The organism is Vibrio sp. D420a (assembly GCF_030248625.1).
GTDB lineage: Bacteria > Pseudomonadota > Gammaproteobacteria > Enterobacterales > Vibrionaceae > Vibrio > Vibrio fortis_A.
On sequence record NZ_JAHGAN010000031.1, the window covers coordinates 45,172 to 61,939 of the forward strand.

General features: G+C 44.7%; 20 protein-coding genes. 9 read left to right on the top strand and 11 right to left on the bottom strand.

All coding sequences use genetic code 11. The features are described from left to right. Window positions 1-74: 74 nt before the first annotated feature. Window positions 75-233 (bottom strand): YqaE/Pmp3 family membrane protein, encoded by a 159-nt coding sequence (locus tag KI743_RS19790; RefSeq protein ID WP_032550463.1) that lies wholly within the window; start codon window positions 231-233, stop codon window positions 75-77. A gap of 226 nt (window positions 234-459) precedes the next feature. Here KI743_RS19790 and KI743_RS19795 point away from each other — a divergent pair, with 226 nt between their 5' ends. After that, window positions 460-2,301: a hybrid-cluster NAD(P)-dependent oxidoreductase gene (locus tag KI743_RS19795; protein WP_285467869.1), complete on the top strand. Its 1,842-nt coding sequence runs from the start codon at window positions 460-462 to the stop codon at window positions 2,299-2,301. A gap of 127 nt (window positions 2,302-2,428) precedes the next feature. Here KI743_RS19795 and nadE read toward each other — a convergent pair whose 3' ends face one another. Further along, a complete protein-coding gene (gene nadE, locus KI743_RS19800) occupies window positions 2,429-3,259 on the bottom strand; it encodes an ammonia-dependent NAD(+) synthetase (protein WP_285467870.1) in 831 nt (276 codons plus the stop codon). Between the two features lie 107 nt (window positions 3,260-3,366). Between nadE and KI743_RS19805 the strand changes: the two genes are divergently transcribed. Both KI743_RS19805 and KI743_RS19810 read left to right on the top strand, forming a co-directional pair. Then, a complete protein-coding gene (locus tag KI743_RS19805) occupies window positions 3,367-3,888 on the top strand; it encodes a nicotinate-nicotinamide nucleotide adenylyltransferase (RefSeq protein WP_285467871.1) in 522 nt (173 codons plus the stop codon). 27 nt (window positions 3,889-3,915) lie between these two features. After that, on the top strand, window positions 3,916-4,401 hold the full coding sequence (locus KI743_RS19810; RefSeq protein WP_032550459.1) for a hypothetical protein: 486 nt from the start codon (window positions 3,916-3,918) through the stop codon (window positions 4,399-4,401). 109 nt (window positions 4,402-4,510) lie between these two features. Here the strand turns inward: KI743_RS19810 and KI743_RS19815 are convergent, their stop codons facing one another. Beyond that, the gene (locus KI743_RS19815; protein ID WP_032550458.1) at window positions 4,511-5,137 is read right to left on the bottom strand and encodes an AraC family transcriptional regulator; all 627 of its coding nucleotides are present in this window, start codon (window positions 5,135-5,137) and stop codon (window positions 4,511-4,513) included. A gap of 176 nt (window positions 5,138-5,313) precedes the next feature. Here KI743_RS19815 and KI743_RS19820 point away from each other — a divergent pair, with 176 nt between their 5' ends. Beyond that, a complete protein-coding gene (locus tag KI743_RS19820; RefSeq protein WP_032550457.1) occupies window positions 5,314-6,420 on the top strand; it encodes a 1-acyl-sn-glycerol-3-phosphate acyltransferase in 1,107 nt (368 codons plus the stop codon). 104 nt (window positions 6,421-6,524) lie between these two features. On the opposite strand, the gene KI743_RS19825 is transcribed toward KI743_RS19820, so the two are convergent. After that, window positions 6,525-7,124: a hypothetical protein gene (locus tag KI743_RS19825; protein ID WP_285467872.1), complete on the bottom strand. Its 600-nt coding sequence runs from the start codon at window positions 7,122-7,124 to the stop codon at window positions 6,525-6,527. A gap of 139 nt (window positions 7,125-7,263) precedes the next feature. On the opposite strand from KI743_RS19825, the gene KI743_RS19830 reads away from it, so the two are divergent. Further along, window positions 7,264-7,527 carry a DUF1496 domain-containing protein gene (locus KI743_RS19830; RefSeq protein ID WP_285467880.1) on the top strand — a complete coding sequence of 88 codons (264 nt, stop codon included), beginning with the start codon at window positions 7,264-7,266 and terminating at the stop codon, window positions 7,525-7,527. Window positions 7,528-7,556: 29 nt separating this feature from the next. Here the strand turns inward: KI743_RS19830 and KI743_RS19835 are convergent, their stop codons facing one another. Further along, complete coding sequence (locus tag KI743_RS19835) at window positions 7,557-7,856, bottom strand: YfcZ/YiiS family protein (protein WP_285467873.1); 300 nt, start codon at window positions 7,854-7,856, stop codon at window positions 7,557-7,559. 529 nt (window positions 7,857-8,385) lie between these two features. Here KI743_RS19835 and KI743_RS19840 point away from each other — a divergent pair. After that, a complete protein-coding gene (locus tag KI743_RS19840; RefSeq protein ID WP_032550453.1) occupies window positions 8,386-8,847 on the top strand; it encodes a TetR/AcrR family transcriptional regulator in 462 nt (153 codons plus the stop codon). Window positions 8,848-9,115: 268 nt separating this feature from the next. Here the strand turns inward: KI743_RS19840 and KI743_RS19845 are convergent, their stop codons facing one another. The 6 genes from KI743_RS19845 to KI743_RS19870 all read right to left on the bottom strand — a co-directional run bounded on the left by KI743_RS19845 (window position 9,116) and on the right by KI743_RS19870 (window position 13,935). Beyond that, window positions 9,116-9,898: a heme ABC transporter ATP-binding protein gene (locus tag KI743_RS19845; protein WP_285467874.1), complete on the bottom strand. Its 783-nt coding sequence runs from the start codon at window positions 9,896-9,898 to the stop codon at window positions 9,116-9,118. Next, entirely contained in the window at window positions 9,898-10,935 is a 1,038-nt protein-coding gene (locus KI743_RS19850; RefSeq protein ID WP_285467875.1) for an iron ABC transporter permease, read from the bottom strand. The genes KI743_RS19845 and KI743_RS19850 overlap by 1 nt, the downstream gene beginning before the upstream one ends. Window positions 10,936-10,970: 35 nt before the next feature. Then, on the bottom strand, window positions 10,971-11,813 hold the full coding sequence (locus KI743_RS19855) for a hemin ABC transporter substrate-binding protein (protein WP_285467881.1): 843 nt from the start codon (window positions 11,811-11,813) through the stop codon (window positions 10,971-10,973). A 188-nt stretch (window positions 11,814-12,001) separates the two neighbouring features. Continuing rightward, entirely contained in the window at window positions 12,002-12,418 is a 417-nt protein-coding gene (locus tag KI743_RS19860) for a biopolymer transporter ExbD (protein ID WP_032550449.1), read from the bottom strand. 2 nt (window positions 12,419-12,420) lie between these two features. After that, window positions 12,421-13,110 carry a MotA/TolQ/ExbB proton channel family protein gene (locus KI743_RS19865; RefSeq protein WP_285467877.1) on the bottom strand — a complete coding sequence of 230 codons (690 nt, stop codon included), beginning with the start codon at window positions 13,108-13,110 and terminating at the stop codon, window positions 12,421-12,423. Window positions 13,111-13,113: 3 nt separating this feature from the next. After that, window positions 13,114-13,935: an energy transducer TonB gene (locus KI743_RS19870; protein ID WP_285467882.1), complete on the bottom strand. Its 822-nt coding sequence runs from the start codon at window positions 13,933-13,935 to the stop codon at window positions 13,114-13,116. Between the two features lie 161 nt (window positions 13,936-14,096). Here KI743_RS19870 and hutW point away from each other — a divergent pair, with 161 nt between their 5' ends. The 3 genes from hutW to hutZ all read left to right on the top strand — a co-directional run bounded on the left by hutW (window position 14,097) and on the right by hutZ (window position 16,696). Next, window positions 14,097-15,506 carry a heme anaerobic degradation radical SAM methyltransferase ChuW/HutW gene (hutW, locus tag KI743_RS19875; RefSeq protein ID WP_285467878.1) on the top strand — a complete coding sequence of 470 codons (1,410 nt, stop codon included), beginning with the start codon at window positions 14,097-14,099 and terminating at the stop codon, window positions 15,504-15,506. A 21-nt stretch (window positions 15,507-15,527) separates the two neighbouring features. Next, on the top strand, window positions 15,528-16,049 hold the full coding sequence (gene hutX / locus KI743_RS19880) for a heme utilization cystosolic carrier protein HutX (protein ID WP_285467879.1): 522 nt from the start codon (window positions 15,528-15,530) through the stop codon (window positions 16,047-16,049). A gap of 116 nt (window positions 16,050-16,165) precedes the next feature. Beyond that, a complete protein-coding gene (gene hutZ / locus KI743_RS19885) occupies window positions 16,166-16,696 on the top strand; it encodes a heme utilization protein HutZ (RefSeq protein ID WP_152469826.1) in 531 nt (176 codons plus the stop codon). Window positions 16,697-16,768: the final 72 nt, after the last annotated feature.

A 16,768-nucleotide genomic window follows, 5' to 3' on the forward strand; every position in this document is an offset into this window, starting at 1 on the left:
CTATTTTTACTACTTCATCGGTAGAAGCTTCGATCTGTACAAGCAAAGGGTTGATTTGTATTAAATGTGCTCGATTATCGAGTCGCCACCCATAAGCCGTGAATCATTCCCGGAACCCAGAAGAAGATCGTGAGTACAATGTTGATCAATAGGTCTTTGCCTGCGCCACGAGCGACGAACACACCAAGTGGTGGAAGAAGAACACATAAGATGATGACGAGAAGCTTATTCATGATAATTCCTTTTTATTCAATGACGTTTCAAAAGTCTCACCTTGCAGCTTGATAAAAAATACGCAACCACAAGGCTCCTGATTTTTATAACACGACTAATGGTTAAAAGTATATTTTGCTCACTTCTCAATATAATAGCTGAGTATCAAGTGTTTAGTGCGAGCGAGTTCCTAAAACTAGGTGCATTTGTTAGCATTGTAAAAAATCTAATAACACTGGAGTCGTTATGTCAAAGTCCTCGGAAGCTCAAAGTCCTTATCTCTCTCAGGTGAATGTTTATCCTGTTAAATCAGTTGGCGGGATCTCGCTATCAAGTGCATGGGTAGAAAAACAAGGTCTGAGTTTTGACCGACGCTTTATGTTGGCGTTAGCGGATGGCTCAATGGTAACGGCTCGTAAGTATCCGCAAATGGTAAAAGTGTCTTCTAGCTTGCAACCGGATGGCTTGATTTTCACATGTGAAGGTAAGCCTGCGCTGCGCGTGAAATACAGCGAGTTCAAGATGCAGGAAACACCAGCCACGGTTTGGAAAGACAACTTCACCGCATACACCACCAATGATGCCGCAGATGATTGGTTCAGTGATGTGCTCGGACAACGTGTCGAGTTACTGTTTACGGGTGAGCAGTCTAATCGCGTGCGTGAGAAGCTCGGACATAATGTGAGTTTCGCTGATGGTTACCCACTTCTTATTATTAGTGAAGCATCGCTAGCGGAACTTAATCGCCGCAGCCCAGAGCTGCATACCATGGATCAATTTCGTACCAACCTAGTGGTCTCGAACACCGAAGCGTTTGGTGAAGATGGTTGGAAGCGCATTCGAATCGGTGAAGTCGAGTTTGAAGCGGTGAAACCGTGTCAGCGCTGTATTTTAACCACAGTTGATGTAGACAAAGGTGAGTTCCGCCCTTCAAAAGAGCCACTGAATACCTTCTCTCAATTTCGCGCTGATAAGACTGGTGGTGTTTTCTTTGGTCAGAACCTTGTAGCGAAAAACGAAGGTGTGATTAAGGAAGGCGATAAGATTGAAGTGCTAGAGACCAAACCTAAAGAGCAGTATGAAGATACGTGGGTTGAGTCATTGCACCTTACGTGTGTTGAGCGTGAAGAGATCGCGCGTGATTTCACAACGTTTTGGTTAGAGCCAGCCAAAGGTGACAAAGTCCTACCTAGTTACCAGCCAGGTCAGCACCTACCGATTGAGATGACCATCGATGGCGAAAAGATTTCTCGTCGTTATACACTGTCTTCAAGCCCATCACGCGCAGGTCGCCTTGCGATCTCGGTAAAGCGTGTCGATGATGGCCGAATCTCAAACTGGCTTAATGACCATTTCCAAGTGGGTGATACGTTAGTGGCACAAAACCCAGATGGCGCTTTCTATCTGGAAGATAATCCAAATCACCCGCTATTGCTGCTTTCTGCAGGCAGCGGTGTAACGCCTATGCTTTCTATGCTGCGTTACCTTGCCGACCACGACCAAGTAGAAGACGTGGTGTTCTATCATCAGTGCAGCAGCGAGCTAGATATCCCTTATCAACAAGAGATTCAAGAAATTGCTGATAAGCACCCAGGTCTAAAGGTGATCTACTCACTTAGTCAGCCAGCTAAAGATTGGCAAGGTTTGTCAGGGCGTTTGAGCGTTTCTCATATAGCGAAGATCGATGACCTGCATCGACGCCAAGCATTTGTTTGTGGCCCAGATGGCTTTATGGACAATGCTAAAAAGATGCTGATTCAAATGGGTTTAAATCCACAGCATTATCATCAAGAAGCGTTTGGTGTTAACCAAGCAACGGAAGAAGTGGTGAAAACTCTGCAGTTAAGCGTTAATGGTTATCTGTTTGAGGGCAACAACCAAGGTACTTTGCTTGACCAAGCGGAAGCTGCGGGTGTTTCAATTGCGTCTAGCTGCCGAGCTGGATTTTGTGGGGCGTGTAAGGTGACTCTAGAGTCTGGGCAAGTGCATCAACCTGATGTTCCTGCGCTGCAAGATCATGAGCGTAATATGGGGCAAGTACTAGCGTGTTGCTGTGTACCACAAACCGATATCGAAGTGGTCGACTAATCGCCAAAGGTCAACAGATTCTGGTGATAAAACATAATGAAAAGGCCGACGGTGTTCACTGTCGGCCTTTTGCTTAGCGAGTCTTGAGCTAGGTAGGCACGCAGATTACTGCGCAACCAACTTGAGCTTAGTCGTAGATCGTTGGGATCGGTTGACGTTTGTGCTGCGTCGCTTGGTAAATGCTTACTAGACGATCAGATATCTCTTTAGACACCTCTTTGCCTTCTAGGAAGTCATCGATCTGGTCGTAAGTTAGGTTTAGTGCATCTTCGTCTGCTTTCTGAGGATCTAGCTCTTCAAGGTCAGCTGTAGGTACTTTTTTCACTAGAAGCTCTGGTGCACCTAACGTTGCTGCCAGCTCACGAACTTGACGTTTGCTTAGACCAAACAGTGGTGCAAGGTCACATGCGCCGTCACCGTGCTTTGTGTAGAAACCTGTGATGTTTTCTGCCGAGTGGTCAGTACCGATAACTAAGCCACCAACGTAACCTGCGATTTCGTATTGAGCGATCATGCGAGCACGAGCTTTTACGTTACCTTTTACGAAATCAATCTTAGCTGAATCAGTAGGAAGAAGACCTGTGCCTTCAAGCGCAACATGAGACGCGGCGTGCAGGCCATCAACGCCCGCTTTAATGTTTACTGATACAGATTGAGATGGTTGGATGAAAGAGAGAGCAAGCTGCGCTTCATCTTCGTCTTTTTGCTCACCGTAAGGCAGGCGAACGGCGATAAACTGGTAATCGTTGCTGTTGCTTGATTCGTTAAGACTGTCTACTGCTAGCTGAGCGAGTCGGCCACATGTTGTTGAGTCAACGCCACCGCTGATACCCAGTACAAGAGACTTACATCCTGATTGTTGTAATTTGGTTTTGATGAACTCTACACGACGATCTACTTCAAATTGAGCGTCAATTGATGGTAGAACGCGCATTTCATCACGAATTAACTGTTCCATTCGTATTCCTTTCCTGCAAGCAAATTGAAATCTAGTGTTATCATACCGAAATCAAGAGAGATAAAAACCTCTTTACACAGTGAGATAAAAGAAGGCAGCGACAAGCGATGGAAAAAATAGCGGTTTTTGGTAGTGCATTTAACCCACCAAGTTTAGGGCATAAAAGTGTCATTGAGTCTTTGGTGCACTTCGACCGAATTTTACTTGTTCCGAGCATTGCTCACGCGTGGGGAAAAACCATGCTGGATTATGATATTCGATGTCAGCTTGTTGAGGCATTTATCAATGACTTGGCTATTGAGCAAGTTGAACTATCTTTAGTAGAGCAAAGTTTGTACACCCCGGGTGAGAGCGTCACAACGTACGCAGTATTAAAAAAGCTTCAAGAATCTCATCCAACGGCCGATATAACTTTTGTCATCGGGCCGGATAACTTCTTTAAGTTCTCGTCTTTTTATAAGTCTGACGAGATCACTGAACGCTGGTCTGTAATGGCTTGCCCAGAAAAAGTAAAAGTTCGTAGCACCGATATTCGCAATGCGATTATAAATGGTAATGACTTTGCAAATTTGAGTACAAAGTCAGTTACAAACATCTTGCAAGACGGTGGGCTGTATAAGACAATGTAGTCCTTAATTCTTAGAGGTCAGAGCACTATGCTAAAAAGAGCACTTTTAACGACCAGCTTCGTCGTTACCTTCAGCTTGCATGCGCATGCTGAGTGTGATCTATTCAGCTTAGACTCAATTATGTTTGATTCGGATGAACAGACGACATGCCTCAACTTTTCAGACAGCCTTGAATCTTTCAGCCAAAGAATGCTGAGCCTGAGTGGGTTTAGTGACGAACCTGAAGCCTCTTCAAACGACTACTGGTCTGATTGGGTACTACAAACCAAAGACTCACCAATCATTACTCAAAGCATTAGCTCGAACTATGTTGGCTTGGGGATGTGGTTTCCTGAAGATCTGGAAGATAAAAAGTACGACATGACCACAGAAGAGTGGATCCTAAACCATGGTTTGCAGCTCAGCATTGGGTTTGGTGAGAAATCAGTGGGTGAACCTCGCATGCGATTCGATTATCGCTGGCATGATGCTAGAGAAGCCGACATGATGATGCAGATTGAGTTTCCGTTCTAAAAGAGCTCATTTCCGGAAAAATAGGCTCTAGAAAAACATACCAAATTAAAAAAGCCGCGACTCTCATAGAGTTCGCGGCTTTTTCGTTGTCTGAGCAGACTATGTCAGTTTACAGCGTGTCGCCAAACACCAGCATACACAGCTGCTCGAATTCTTCGGTTTGCCCCGAGAATAACTCGTCAATTACCTTCTCTTTCTTCTGACCTGACTGCATGCGTTTTTTCGCTTCACGCATCACCATCACTAGGGTTTGTTCTTGAGATAGTGGTGAGTCTTCAATGTTCCAACGGTTGAAGCGTTGCGACAATTCGCTTTCACACAGCAGTGGCTTAAAGGTCAATACTTCCTGCTTAACTACCGCTAATAGCTCTTTAAATGTTGAAGACGCATTGTTGGTGTCTTTGTTTTTAACTGCCAAGGTTGCGAGCTTATCGAGCAAAGCTTGTGAAAGTGGTGTTTGATTCACGTAGCCCGCTTGCTTAGGGAAGGCATCGGTTAGGCGCACTGAAAAGTCGACGCGTGCGATTCGCGTGTTCGGAAAGTAGGTGAGGGAAGTTAAGCAATCAAACGGGATCCAAAGGCTTTGACCCGGCTCAATGGCGTGTTCCTGTTTACCAATCTTAATCAAAACTAATCCGCTTTCAACGGATACAAGGCTATGTTTTACCACTTTTTTTCTAGGAGTGATTTCTAGGTGGGAGTAGTAAGCCGATGTGTATTCGATAGCGAAGTTCATAGAAGGTCCTTAGTTTTGCGGCCGCTAAGATTACCGTTAATTTTAACGTATGCCAACAATAATGCAGGTAAATCCGATGTTTCTGGTCTGACCTTGTCAAAAGTATGGGCTCTGTAGCTGCGAGAAAGCAAAACAATGCGTAGAATGAGCCAGCTTTTTATTAGATGTAGTGAAAAATGACCTCTCAGACTGATCCATATATTGATATCCGTCCTTATAATGACGACGAAATTCCTGCGGCACTCGATCGCCTAATCAATGATGAAGAATTCATCAGCGCGATCCTAAACTATCGCTTCACTAATCACGCAGCTTGGTTCCAAGCAATCATGAGCCCAATCTTGCGTGTTTACCTAAAAATGAAGTGGAGCAAGCTGCAGAGCGTAGAAGCGATTCAGATCGAAGTGAAAAAGTACCTTCGTGATACCTTAGCGAATACCACTAAAGGTGTGACTTACACGGGGCTTGAATCGTTAGATCAAAATCAGTCTTACTTGTTTGTCTCAAACCACCGCGATATCGCCATGGATCCGGCTTTAGTTAACTATGCACTGCATCAGCAAAACCACAACACATGCCGTATTGCGATTGGTGATAACCTGCTTAAGAAGCCATGCGCGACTGAACTTATGCGTTTGAACAAGAGCTTTATTGTTAAGCGCTCGCTTAAAGGGCCGCGTGAGATGATGAAAGCGCTTGGCCAACTCTCTTCTTATATTAAGCACTCTCTAGATACGGGTAACTCTATTTGGATTGCGCAGAAAGAAGGGCGTGCAAAAGACGGTAACGACTTCACTGATCCAGCTATCCTGAAGATGTTCCACGTTGAAGGTCGTAAACAGAAAGTTGCTTTCGCTGAGTATGTTAAGTCATTGAAGATCGTACCGGTTGCGATCTCTTACGAAAATGACCCGTGTGATACGGCAAAAGCGCTAGAGTTGTTCGAAAAAGACGTCAATGGTTCGTATGAGAAAGGCGAATTTGAAGATATCGAAAGCATCATTCAAGGTATCGTGGGCAATAAAGGCCATGTACATGTTGGCTTTGGTTCTGTGATTGACCAAGATTTTGAGACGCCAGAAGCACTAGCTGAAGAGATTGACCGTCAAATTCATGAGAACTACAAGCTGTTCCCTGTGAACCTACTGGCAGCAGATAAAGAAGACGACAGCATTACTGAAGCGGTGAAGCGTGAGTTTGAAGAGAAACTATCAAGCATCCCTCAAGGTGCGCATCAGTACCTGATTGATAGCTACGCTAACCCAGTAAAGAATGTCGGCTAAATTCAGTCTAATGATTTAACGACTGCAGATAAAAACAAAAAGGAGCGTCGTGCTCCTTTTTTGATCGCAATACATGGCAACTCGTCATGCTCCTACTTTCCTGCCTAGCGGGCTACCGCGCCACCCAGATTCAATGTCGTTGGCCATTTGCTAATGACATTTCCACCGAGATAGATATTGCCGTTCACCGTCATTACATCGGGGAACTGTGTAATCGCAGAACCACCAATATAAAGATTCCCTTCAACCACAATGCCATTTGGCAGTTCGGTCAGCGGGGTTCGAATTAAACTCAAGTCGCCTTTAACTCGAAAACCATTCGGTAGCTTTTTCAGTGGCGTATCGGTGAAGTTGATAAAGCCACCAACCTTGACGCCCTTCGGCCAACTTTGTATCTGACTTCCAAGTAAGTTGGCGTAACCTTTGATAGAGGTGCCGGCGGGTACACGTCTGAGCAAGCTATTCGCCGCTTGTAGACTACCACCAATTTCGAGCTCTTTTGGTAGTTGTTTGATAGACGTTTTCTCTATATTTAAATTACCTTTGACGACTAACCCTGTCGGTAATTCGGTATAAGGCTTATTACGCAGGTAAAGATTTCCGTAATTGTCGAGATGATTCAATATTTGATAGTGATCGAGGGGCCGGGAGTAACTATTTGATATGGTGAGTAAGCACGCAAGCAATGTGACAATTCTGAGCATAATGACGATCTTCTAACAGAGTTGCGCTTACTATATCGGAAATTGCATGCGAGCCCAGAAATATTGCCGATAATTGTTAAATTTAGCCAGTTAAACAGAGAGCGAAATATAAGTGAAAAGATTAAATGCAATTAAAGTCATATCTTTGACAGTAATCTCAGGTCTATTTGGGAATAATGCAAACGTTTATGCCGACAATATTATTTCTGTACCGGCGAAAAAGGCGGTGGTTGTATCGCAAAAGAATACGCACCCACGGGTCTGTTATTACGATGATAAGGCTTACAGTTTAGGTGCTGTTCTGGAAATATCAGGAGTAGTGATTCAGTGTGCAGAACAGAATGATTTCGAGACAAATGGCGCTCTTTCATGGAAAACACTCGAAAAAAAAGACGAGCAATAGGCTCGTCTTAATCAATAGAGTAGGGCGCGTTATCGTGCGATTGAACGTGTTTTTAGTTCAAAGATAATTTTCTCTGCGCTCACTTCGAACTTGAAACGTGTACGTAGTTCGTTGCTTTCTTCTGTCAGTTCTGTTGATTCAAACTCAACATTGCTTGAAACTTGTTTAGCTAAATCAATGTACTTAGCTAGCTCTGCTTCCATCGCTTCTTTCGAGTTACCGTAGATTACAACTTCCGCTACATCGTCGCCTTCTTTAATGATGAAACCCATTTCGCCTGCGCAACCGCAAGCTTCGCATACATCATTAGTGCCAACATCTTGGTTCATAAATAATCCTCTTACAAAATCTGAGGTTATTTTACCGAGCAATTTGATCTGTATCTACAAAAATTAAATCCTTTGGCCTATCTTGCATTGGTATGCTATGTTGTTTGTTGAGGAAAACAATGAGCATGGCGTTTTATAAATGTGAATATGGGTGTGATCAAGCTCATATTTTTCTGAAAATTAGTGTCATTAATTTGTCAGAACATCATTCAGTTAGTTGCACCCTGAATGATTTTATAAGAGTATCTATCGCTTGATAGGTATTTATATAATGAATTTATTGTTTCGCATTTCATATTCTAAGCGGTTATTTTAAAACACTGCTTTAGAACGGTAAGGTGAATTCCGAAGACTAATTAAACAAAGTGCGCAAAGACGCAACACTGTAAAATTGGTCGTACAGAGTATTCTCGTGTTATTGGGCGCAAATACTTGCGAAAAATCGCCTTACTCACATAATGCTGATAACGATTTTCATTCTGACTTCATTTGATGAGTTAGATGGATTTACAAAAAGAAGAGCCTGAATATGCCAAAGCGTAGTAAAGAAGATACAGAAATCACTATCCAGAAAATCATGGATGCCGTAGTTGACCAGCTACTAAGACTGGGTTACGACAAGATGTCATACACGACGTTGAGTCAACAAACGGGTGTTTCTCGTACTGGTATTAGCCACCACTTTCCAAAGAAGACAGATTTTACGGCAGCGCTTGATGGTCGTATCTTCAAAATGTTCATGGAACACATTGATTTCGAAAATGGTTTAGATGCATTTTCTGATAGCTGGATTAAAGCCCTGGAAGATGCTGAGTTCCTAGCAATCTTACGCCTGCTATTCCACCATATCGTTACTTCAGAAAGCGCACACGAGTTCGCTGCTAACGGTATTGACCGCCTGTACAAACTGACTGAAACTCAGTTTGGCGACACAAGTGGTAAAGAACTAGAATGGTTAATTGGTAAGTCTCTAATTCAAATGAGCAAATAATCCATTGAAAGAAAAGCTCCTTATTAGGAGCTTTTTTTGTGCCTGCTGTTTTTGTGGTCAACAATCATTTGGCTCTCATTGTGGCTTCAAAAGTAGCGAGGTGACTAACGTTTAGAGGCACCTGATTAGGTACATGGAATCGTTCAGAATTATGTAAATCTCTAGCAATAATACCTATTGTTAATCTGGACAATAGCTTAAATGGCCGTGAATGGCGTTTTAAGCCTTTAGAAACTAAAAAGAGCACCGTTAGTGCTCTTTTTGTTTATTAGCCAGCAGGGTGGACTTGAGGGAAGCTCATAGTAGGGTGTTTTTCAACAATACTCCGATACCCATAGACATCTTCAATCATCTCTGGTTTTAGTGCTTCCCATGGTGTTCCATCACACACTAACTGCCCGCCTTTCAATACGACCAAACGATCAGAATACTGCGCGGCCAGGTTCAAGTCGTGTAGCACCACAATGACTGCCGCGTTTTGTTCGTCTGCCATTTTACGAGCGATTTTCAGTGTGTTGTGTTGATGAGCGAGATCGAGCGCTGAAGTGGGCTCGTCGAGCATCAATACACATTGGTCACCAGAGTGATGCAGTTGAGTCAACACGCGCGCTAGATGTACACGCTGCTTTTCACCACCAGAAAGTGATGGGTAGAGACGGTCAGCCAGATGAGACACGTCCGCCGTATCCATTTTCTCTTGTGCGATTTTAGTCAGTGCTCGATTGGATTCTTGTAGTGGAATGCCACCAAGCTCAACCACTTCGTTAGCAAGGAATGGAAAAGTGAGTGTGCTGTGCTGTGGGAGCATCGCTAAATGCTTCGCCAGTGTGCTCGGTGACCATAGTGCTCTGTCTCGGCCAAAGTAATTGATGTTACCTTGGCTTTCGATCTCTTGACATAACGCTTTGAGTAACGTGCTTTTTCCGGCGCCATTTGGGCCAAGAAGTGTCGTTACTTTACCCGCTTCAATCTCGATAGAGACATTATCTAGAATCACTTTGCTGCCAAACTTTACATGGATGTCGCTGGCTTTTAGGGCTGGGGAGTGCATTACAGAATTCTCCCTTTTTGTTGGAATAGTAGATATAGGAAAAACGGTGCGCCGATAATGGCAGTCACGATACCAACGGGCAGCTCGGCTGGTGCCAATACCACACGTGAAAACATGTCAGCAGCTGTCAATAATAGTGCGCCTAGGACTGCGGATAGAGGGAGTAGTACACGGTGATCAGGACCTGCAAGCATGCGACCCAGATGAGGAATCACTAAGCCAATGAATCCAATCATACCTGAGAGACTTACCGTAATGCCGACGCCTGCCGCAGTCAGTAAGATCAATTGGCGTTTGAGCTTTTGAACGGGAATACCTAAGTGTTGCGCTTCTGACTCACCAAGGAGTAGTGCATTTAACGACATAGCTTGGCGATAGAACAAGATAAACAGTACAACCAAGGTGACAAGGGCCAATGCAATTCCAGACCATTTAGCGCCCGCCAATGACCCCATCGACCACAATGAGAGATCTCTCAGCATTTGATCGTCAGCGATGAAGTTTAAAAAACCAATGCCAGCACCAGACAGGGCACTAATTGCGACACCTGCCAGTAGCATGATGGTCACGGAAGTACCGAATTTACCTGTACCCAGCTTATAAACTAAAAGAGTCGTTAATGCGCCGCCAAGAAAGGCGAACACTGGTACAGCTGCAAAGTTCATGAAACCTGGGTAGTTAAGGCTCAGTTCAGAAAAAAGAACGATTGCTAACGCAGCACCTAACGCAGCACCAGCGGAAACACCAATGATTCCCGGCTCTGCTAATGGGTTTCTGAATAAACCCTGCATCACTGCGCCACATAGCGCCAATATGGCACCAATCACCATACACAGAATGGTTCGTGGCAATCGAATCTCTTGGATAACCAGATTGATGTGAGGCGCGAGTTCATTGTTTGGATTGAACAAGCTTGCCGCACTGTCGCTCAAGCTAATGTTCATTGGTCCAACAGTAATCGAAAACAGGGCAATGAAGACTAGGGCGATACCAAAGCCTACCATTGATGTTTTTAAAGGTACGGTTCTTAACAGCATAATGAGAGCCTTAAACTAAACGCACAATCAGTAAGTTATTGTGGATAAATACGTGCGTTTAAACGTTTTGCTTCGGCAAGACTCGCTAAGCCAAGACCGCCAACTAGTGCGCTACCGTTAACGGTGATGAACTGCTTGTTTACACCCGCTGGCGTAGCCGCTAGCATTGGCAGTGATTTCAAAATAGCGTCTGCTCCGCCCATTTTTTGGTAGCTACGGCCACTAACAAGAATAACGTCTGGTTGCATCTCAACCATAGATTCCATAGACAATGGTTTATAAGATGTTAAGCTTTCAGCCGCTGGGTTAATACCACCCGCAAGCTCGATGATCGCGTTTGGAGAGGTCTCACTGCCCGCAACATTCGCTGGGCGACCTTCGTGAAGTAATAAGAACAGCACTTTTTTAGCTTCATTTTGAGGAACTTGGTTAGCTTCAAGCGCAGCGATTTTCTTATTCACGCTCTCTTTTACCGCTTTAGAATTCTCTTCTGTATGCGTGATCTCTGCGATTTGGTCGATACGCTTAAGTAGTCCCTCTACGCTTGCCTCTGTGTTAACGATTTCAACATCAACCCCTGCAGATTTCAGTTGAGATATTGCTGTATCTGGACCCATTTCATCAGAGCCGATCAGAGTGGTCGGTTGCAGAGCAATAAGACCTTCTGCTGATAAATTACGGTGGTAGCCAATTTTAGGAAGTTTGTCTGATTGCGGGAAACGGCTGGTAACATCAATTGCGACCAGTTGATCTTCGGCGCCAAGTGCCAATACGAGTTCCGTGACTGCACTACCGGCACTGATAATACGTTGTTGGTGCGCATCGTCGGCCGCAATCGCTGAATGAGTTGCGAGGGAAAAGCCTAAAAGCGCTGCCATCGAAAGTAGCCCCTTCTTAAGCGGCTTTTTAATTGAATGATTGTGATTGAGCTCTTTAATTGTATTCATAATTCTATTCTTATTGTCTGTTTTTGTCGGTTCGCATATATGGCCGACATGATTTGAAATCTTTACGAGGCGTAGATTGGTGCCTACGCCTTTGAGGTTTGCCGCCTAACGTCAGCTGTTTATTCGCCTTCAGTCAGTAGTTGCGTTGCTGGGATACCGTTGTCCTGTAGGAAGGAGAGCAACTTAACGAGGTTCTGCACATCCGCGGTTTTGTCCGCACCAATGATGATTGGCTTCTTGTTATCACCAGAACCGACTTCTTCAAGTAGCGCCAACTTAAAGTTCTCCCAATCAATGTACTCTTTACCGTTGATTGCCCAGTAGGGTTCGCGGTTAAGCAGGTTTACGCTGATCGAGTCTTTATGCACCTCAGACACATTGCTGCTGTCATTACTCGGTAACTCAACGTCCAATGACTCCAACTTCACGGAAGCAGTAAGAAGCAAGAACACCATCACGATAAAGATGATGTCCAAAAGAGGTGTCAGATCAGGCGTTAAACTTGATGCATTGTGATTCTGAGAGACTTTGATCATGACTAGCGCGCACCTTCCGTTGTAGCGGTCTGCTGTGATGCGGTAACTTGAGTCGTGGTTGGTTGCATCGACATACCCTCTAGCCACACATTGACGTAGTTCAGAGTGTGCTCCAATTTAGCCAATACTCTGTCGGCCCATAGACCTAGCAGTTGTGCACCTGAAATGGCAGGAAGAGCGATGATCAAACCAGCTGCTGTGGTGCGCATCGCAAGGCCAAGTCCATCGGCTAGGTCATTGGGTGTGATACTGCCCGTTGTGGCAGCAACGCCTTTAAACATCTCGATTAATCCAAGAACTGTACCCAGTAGGCCGATCAGTGGGCTGATAACGCCGATCAAACCAAGCAGTCGTAAACCTGCATGTAACTGGTGGCGTTTCTCTTGAAGCCAGATTCCAGCGGCGTCTTCACGTAACCCCTTAGAAAAAGAGTGATGAGCCAGTACCATCGAGACGCCTTTGTAAAGCAGTGGTCGCTTGTTGGACAAGTCCGCCGCTAGCGTTTCAATTTGATGAGTGTCGGTTGGTGAGATCTGGTGAAGCTCTTTACGAATAGCGCGGCGTCCAACACCGATACTCAGCATCACTTGGAAAATACGCTCAACGATGATCATTGCAGTAAGCGCTGAGCAGATAAGCAGTGGCCACGTCATTAGGCCCAATTGCTCTTGTAAATAACTGATTTGTTGCATTTCTTAGTCCAAGTTAAAACGAACAGGTACTCGTACACGGTGAGCGATCGCTCGACCATTTACGGTGTGTGGTGAAAATTTCCATTTTTTGATTGCGTCGAGTGCGGCCTTATCAAGAAGTAGTGCACCTGAAGAGTTCACTAATGCTTGCTTAACTTGCTTGCCGTCTTCATCAAGCCAAATCTCATAGGTTGCGACACCCTCTACGCCTCTGCGTCTAGCTTGTCTTGGGTATTTAGGTGGAGTAGGCCGTACACTAAAACTTGGTTTGGTTATGAGAACAGGCTCAGGGTTCTCAACGCCTTGATTAACCGCAGCCGGTTGCGCGTCTTGTTGCTCACTATACTCAACTTTTTTCTCAGCGATTTTCTTGTCCGGTTGTGGCTTAACCGGCTCAGGTTTCTTTTCTACCACTTTTTTTTCGACGGGCTTTTTCTGTACAGGTTTTTTCTTTACCTGTTTTTTAACTGGCGGTTTAGGCTCAGGCTTTTTGACGAGCTCTTTTTTTGGCTCAGGTTTTGGCTTGTTAGTGATTGCTTCTTTTTTCGGCTGAACCTTTTTCGGTTCTGCTACTGGAGGTGGTGTGGGTTCTACAGGCGTTTCTGTAATTTCAGGTTCAGGAGTGACTTCTGATTCAACGGGTTCGGTGACCGTTTCTTCACGTTCAACGGATCGTTGAGTTTGTGGCTTAAAGTTTAGAGCAACAGTTTTAGATTCTGCGCCAGCTGGCATAGCAAATACCTTTGATTCTTGCGCGACAAACAACAACGCAGCATGAATCACCAATGAGGCTCCCCCTGCTATGACATACCTTGGAACGTTCACAATTAACCCTTCACCTAAACGAAAATCTGGCACCGATTATTGCCTAGAATCTAAATAAGATCAATTATCAATTGCATTATCATTTCAGGCTATTTATGATTCTCTCAGTTTTTAGCGAATAGTCTTCCAAGCTTGGCTCGGTAAGCGTTTAGGTAATTTATATGACTCTCGATATTTATAAATTTGACGAATCTATTTTGGGTGTTTCAACGCCAGATCCGCTGCGTTTTGCGTTTGCAAAAAAGCACTCGGCACACGCTGGTGGAAGTGCGACTCCAATCGCTCAAGATAAGAAGTTGAATTTGTTCGACGAATTGATGCTAGCGGAAGGAAAGAAACAGGATAAACGTTGTTTGTATATCCACATTCCTTTTTGCCGAGTGCGTTGTACTTTTTGTAATTTTTTCCAGAACGCAGCCAGCCGCAAACTTGTTGACGACTATTTCGAAGCCTTGCTTTGTGAGTTGAAGCAAAAAGCGAAAACACCCTGGGCTCAATCTGGTCTTTTCCATGCGGTTTACATTGGTGGAGGCACTCCGACGGATTTGTCTGCAATGCAAGTTGAACTCTTGGGCAAAGCGATTCGTGAGCATTTCCCATTAGCGAACGACGTGGAAATGACTCTCGAAGGGCGAATTAACCGTTTCAGTGATGAAATGTTCGACCGAGCGCTAGAAGGTGGCTTCAACCGATTTTCTTTTGGTATTCAAAGCTTCAATACCAAAGTTCGTCGTAGCGCAAAAAGGTTAGATGATCGCGAAGTGGTTCTAGAGAGAATCAGCTCGTTGAGTAAAACCGAGCAAGCACCAATCGTGCTTGACTTGCTTTATGGTTTGCCACACCAAACCATGGATGTCTTCGAGCAAGACTTACACGATTACATGTCGACAGGCGCACACGGTATCGACCTATATCAATTGATCGTGGGTGGTGATGCACCAATGCTGAACTTGGTTGATAAAGGTAAGATTCCGCCTCCTGCGACAACGCCTGATAAAGCAAGCATGTATTTGGCAGGCGTCGAGTTTATGGAAAAACACAAGGTTAAGAAACTGAGTGTGAACCATTGGGCTCGCGACAATCGTGAACGCAGCATCTACAACAGCTTAGCTAAGACATACGCCGAAGTACTGCCTATCGGTTGTGGTGCCGGTGGTAATGTAGGCGGTCACGGCATCATGCAGCATCGAACGCTAGAGACCTACATGGACTCGGTTAAGCGTGGTGAGCTTCCAATCGCCATGATGACTAAGCAAAGCGAACTTGAACCTATTTTCTCCTCACTTAAAGCGGGTTTTGATTCTGGAGTGGTACGCAGAAGCTTACTGCCGACCTTCATGGGACAAGACACGTTTAACTATTTAAAACCTCTATTTTCGCATTGGCAAAGTAACGGACTGGTCGAATTGTCTGAAGACTACTTAACTTTAACCATTGCGGGCAGCTTTTGGGCTGTGACATTAGCGCAAAGCGTTATTCAAGTTTTGAATGCGGAATACTTTGAAGCGAATCCACAAGCAAGACCGTCGCGTCCTGCTCATCACCCTCATGCTGTAAAGAAACACGCATAATTAATAATGGAAATGAATTCAATGACAGATACAACGGTAGAGATGATCGACACATTAGAGCAAAGCGTCGCTCGTATTCTTGAAGAAGAACCAAAGCTACTTCCTACAGCTATTGCTGAAAAGCTGAACGTGACAGAAGCAGAAGTCGTCGCTGCATTTCCAGGCGATATGTCTGTGATGCTAGACGGCTCTCGTGCTCAAGAGATCCTTGAAGGTCTTGTTGGCTGGGGCCCAGTAACGACGATCGTGCATTCGTTCGGTTCAATCTTTGAAGTTAAAGCGCCTTTCCCTAAAGGTAAAGTGGCGCGTGGTTACTACAACCTAATGGGCAAAGAGGGCGAGCTTCATGGTCACCTTAAACTAGACAACGTTAAACATGTGGCGTTAGTAAGCAAACCATTCATGGGGCGTGAGAGTCACTACTTTGGTTTCTTCAGTGAGACTGGCGACAACATCTTTAAGATCTACCTAGGCCGTGATGAGAAACGTGAGCTTATTGCTGACCAAGTAGAACGCTTCAACGCGTTGAAGGCGCAAGGCTAATTTTCAAGTTTCACGACTTGAGACAAGCAACGATTAGAGCGAACCAAGGAGAGGCATCGGAGTTTCTCCTTGGCTAAAAATATAATAATTTAGAGAAAGTAAATAAAGGAATCACCATGGAACAGCAAGTAAAACAAGAACGTCTTCAAGGTCGTTTAGGTCCTGAAATCAAAGAGTTCCGTCAAGAGCGTCGTACGCTGCAACTGGCTACTGTTGATGAAGAAGGTCGTCCAAACGTGAGCTACGCGCCGTTTGTTCAAAACCAAGAGGGCTATTTTGTTTTAATTTCTGATATCGCACGTCACGCTCGCAATCTGAAAGCGAACCCGAACGTGTCATTGATGATGATCGAAGACGAAGAGAGCTCAAAGCAGCTTTATGCACGCAAGCGTCTAACGTTTGATGCAACGGCATCAGTCGTTGAGCGTGAGAGTGAGCTTTGGACTCAAGTTATCGGACAAATGAAGGACCGTTTTGGCGAGATCATTGATGGTCTAAGCCAACTTCAAGATTTCTCACTGTTTAACCTTAAAGCTGAAAACGGCCTGTTCGTTAAAGGCTTTGGTCAAGCATACCAAGTGTCTGGCGATGATCTGGTAGACTTCGTTCACCTACAAGAAGGTCACAAAAAAGTATCAAACGAATAGTCTGAACTTTTGCTTGATTGATAAATGGCTCTCGCTTGTGGTGAGGGCCTTTTTTTAGGTTCTTCGCAGGTT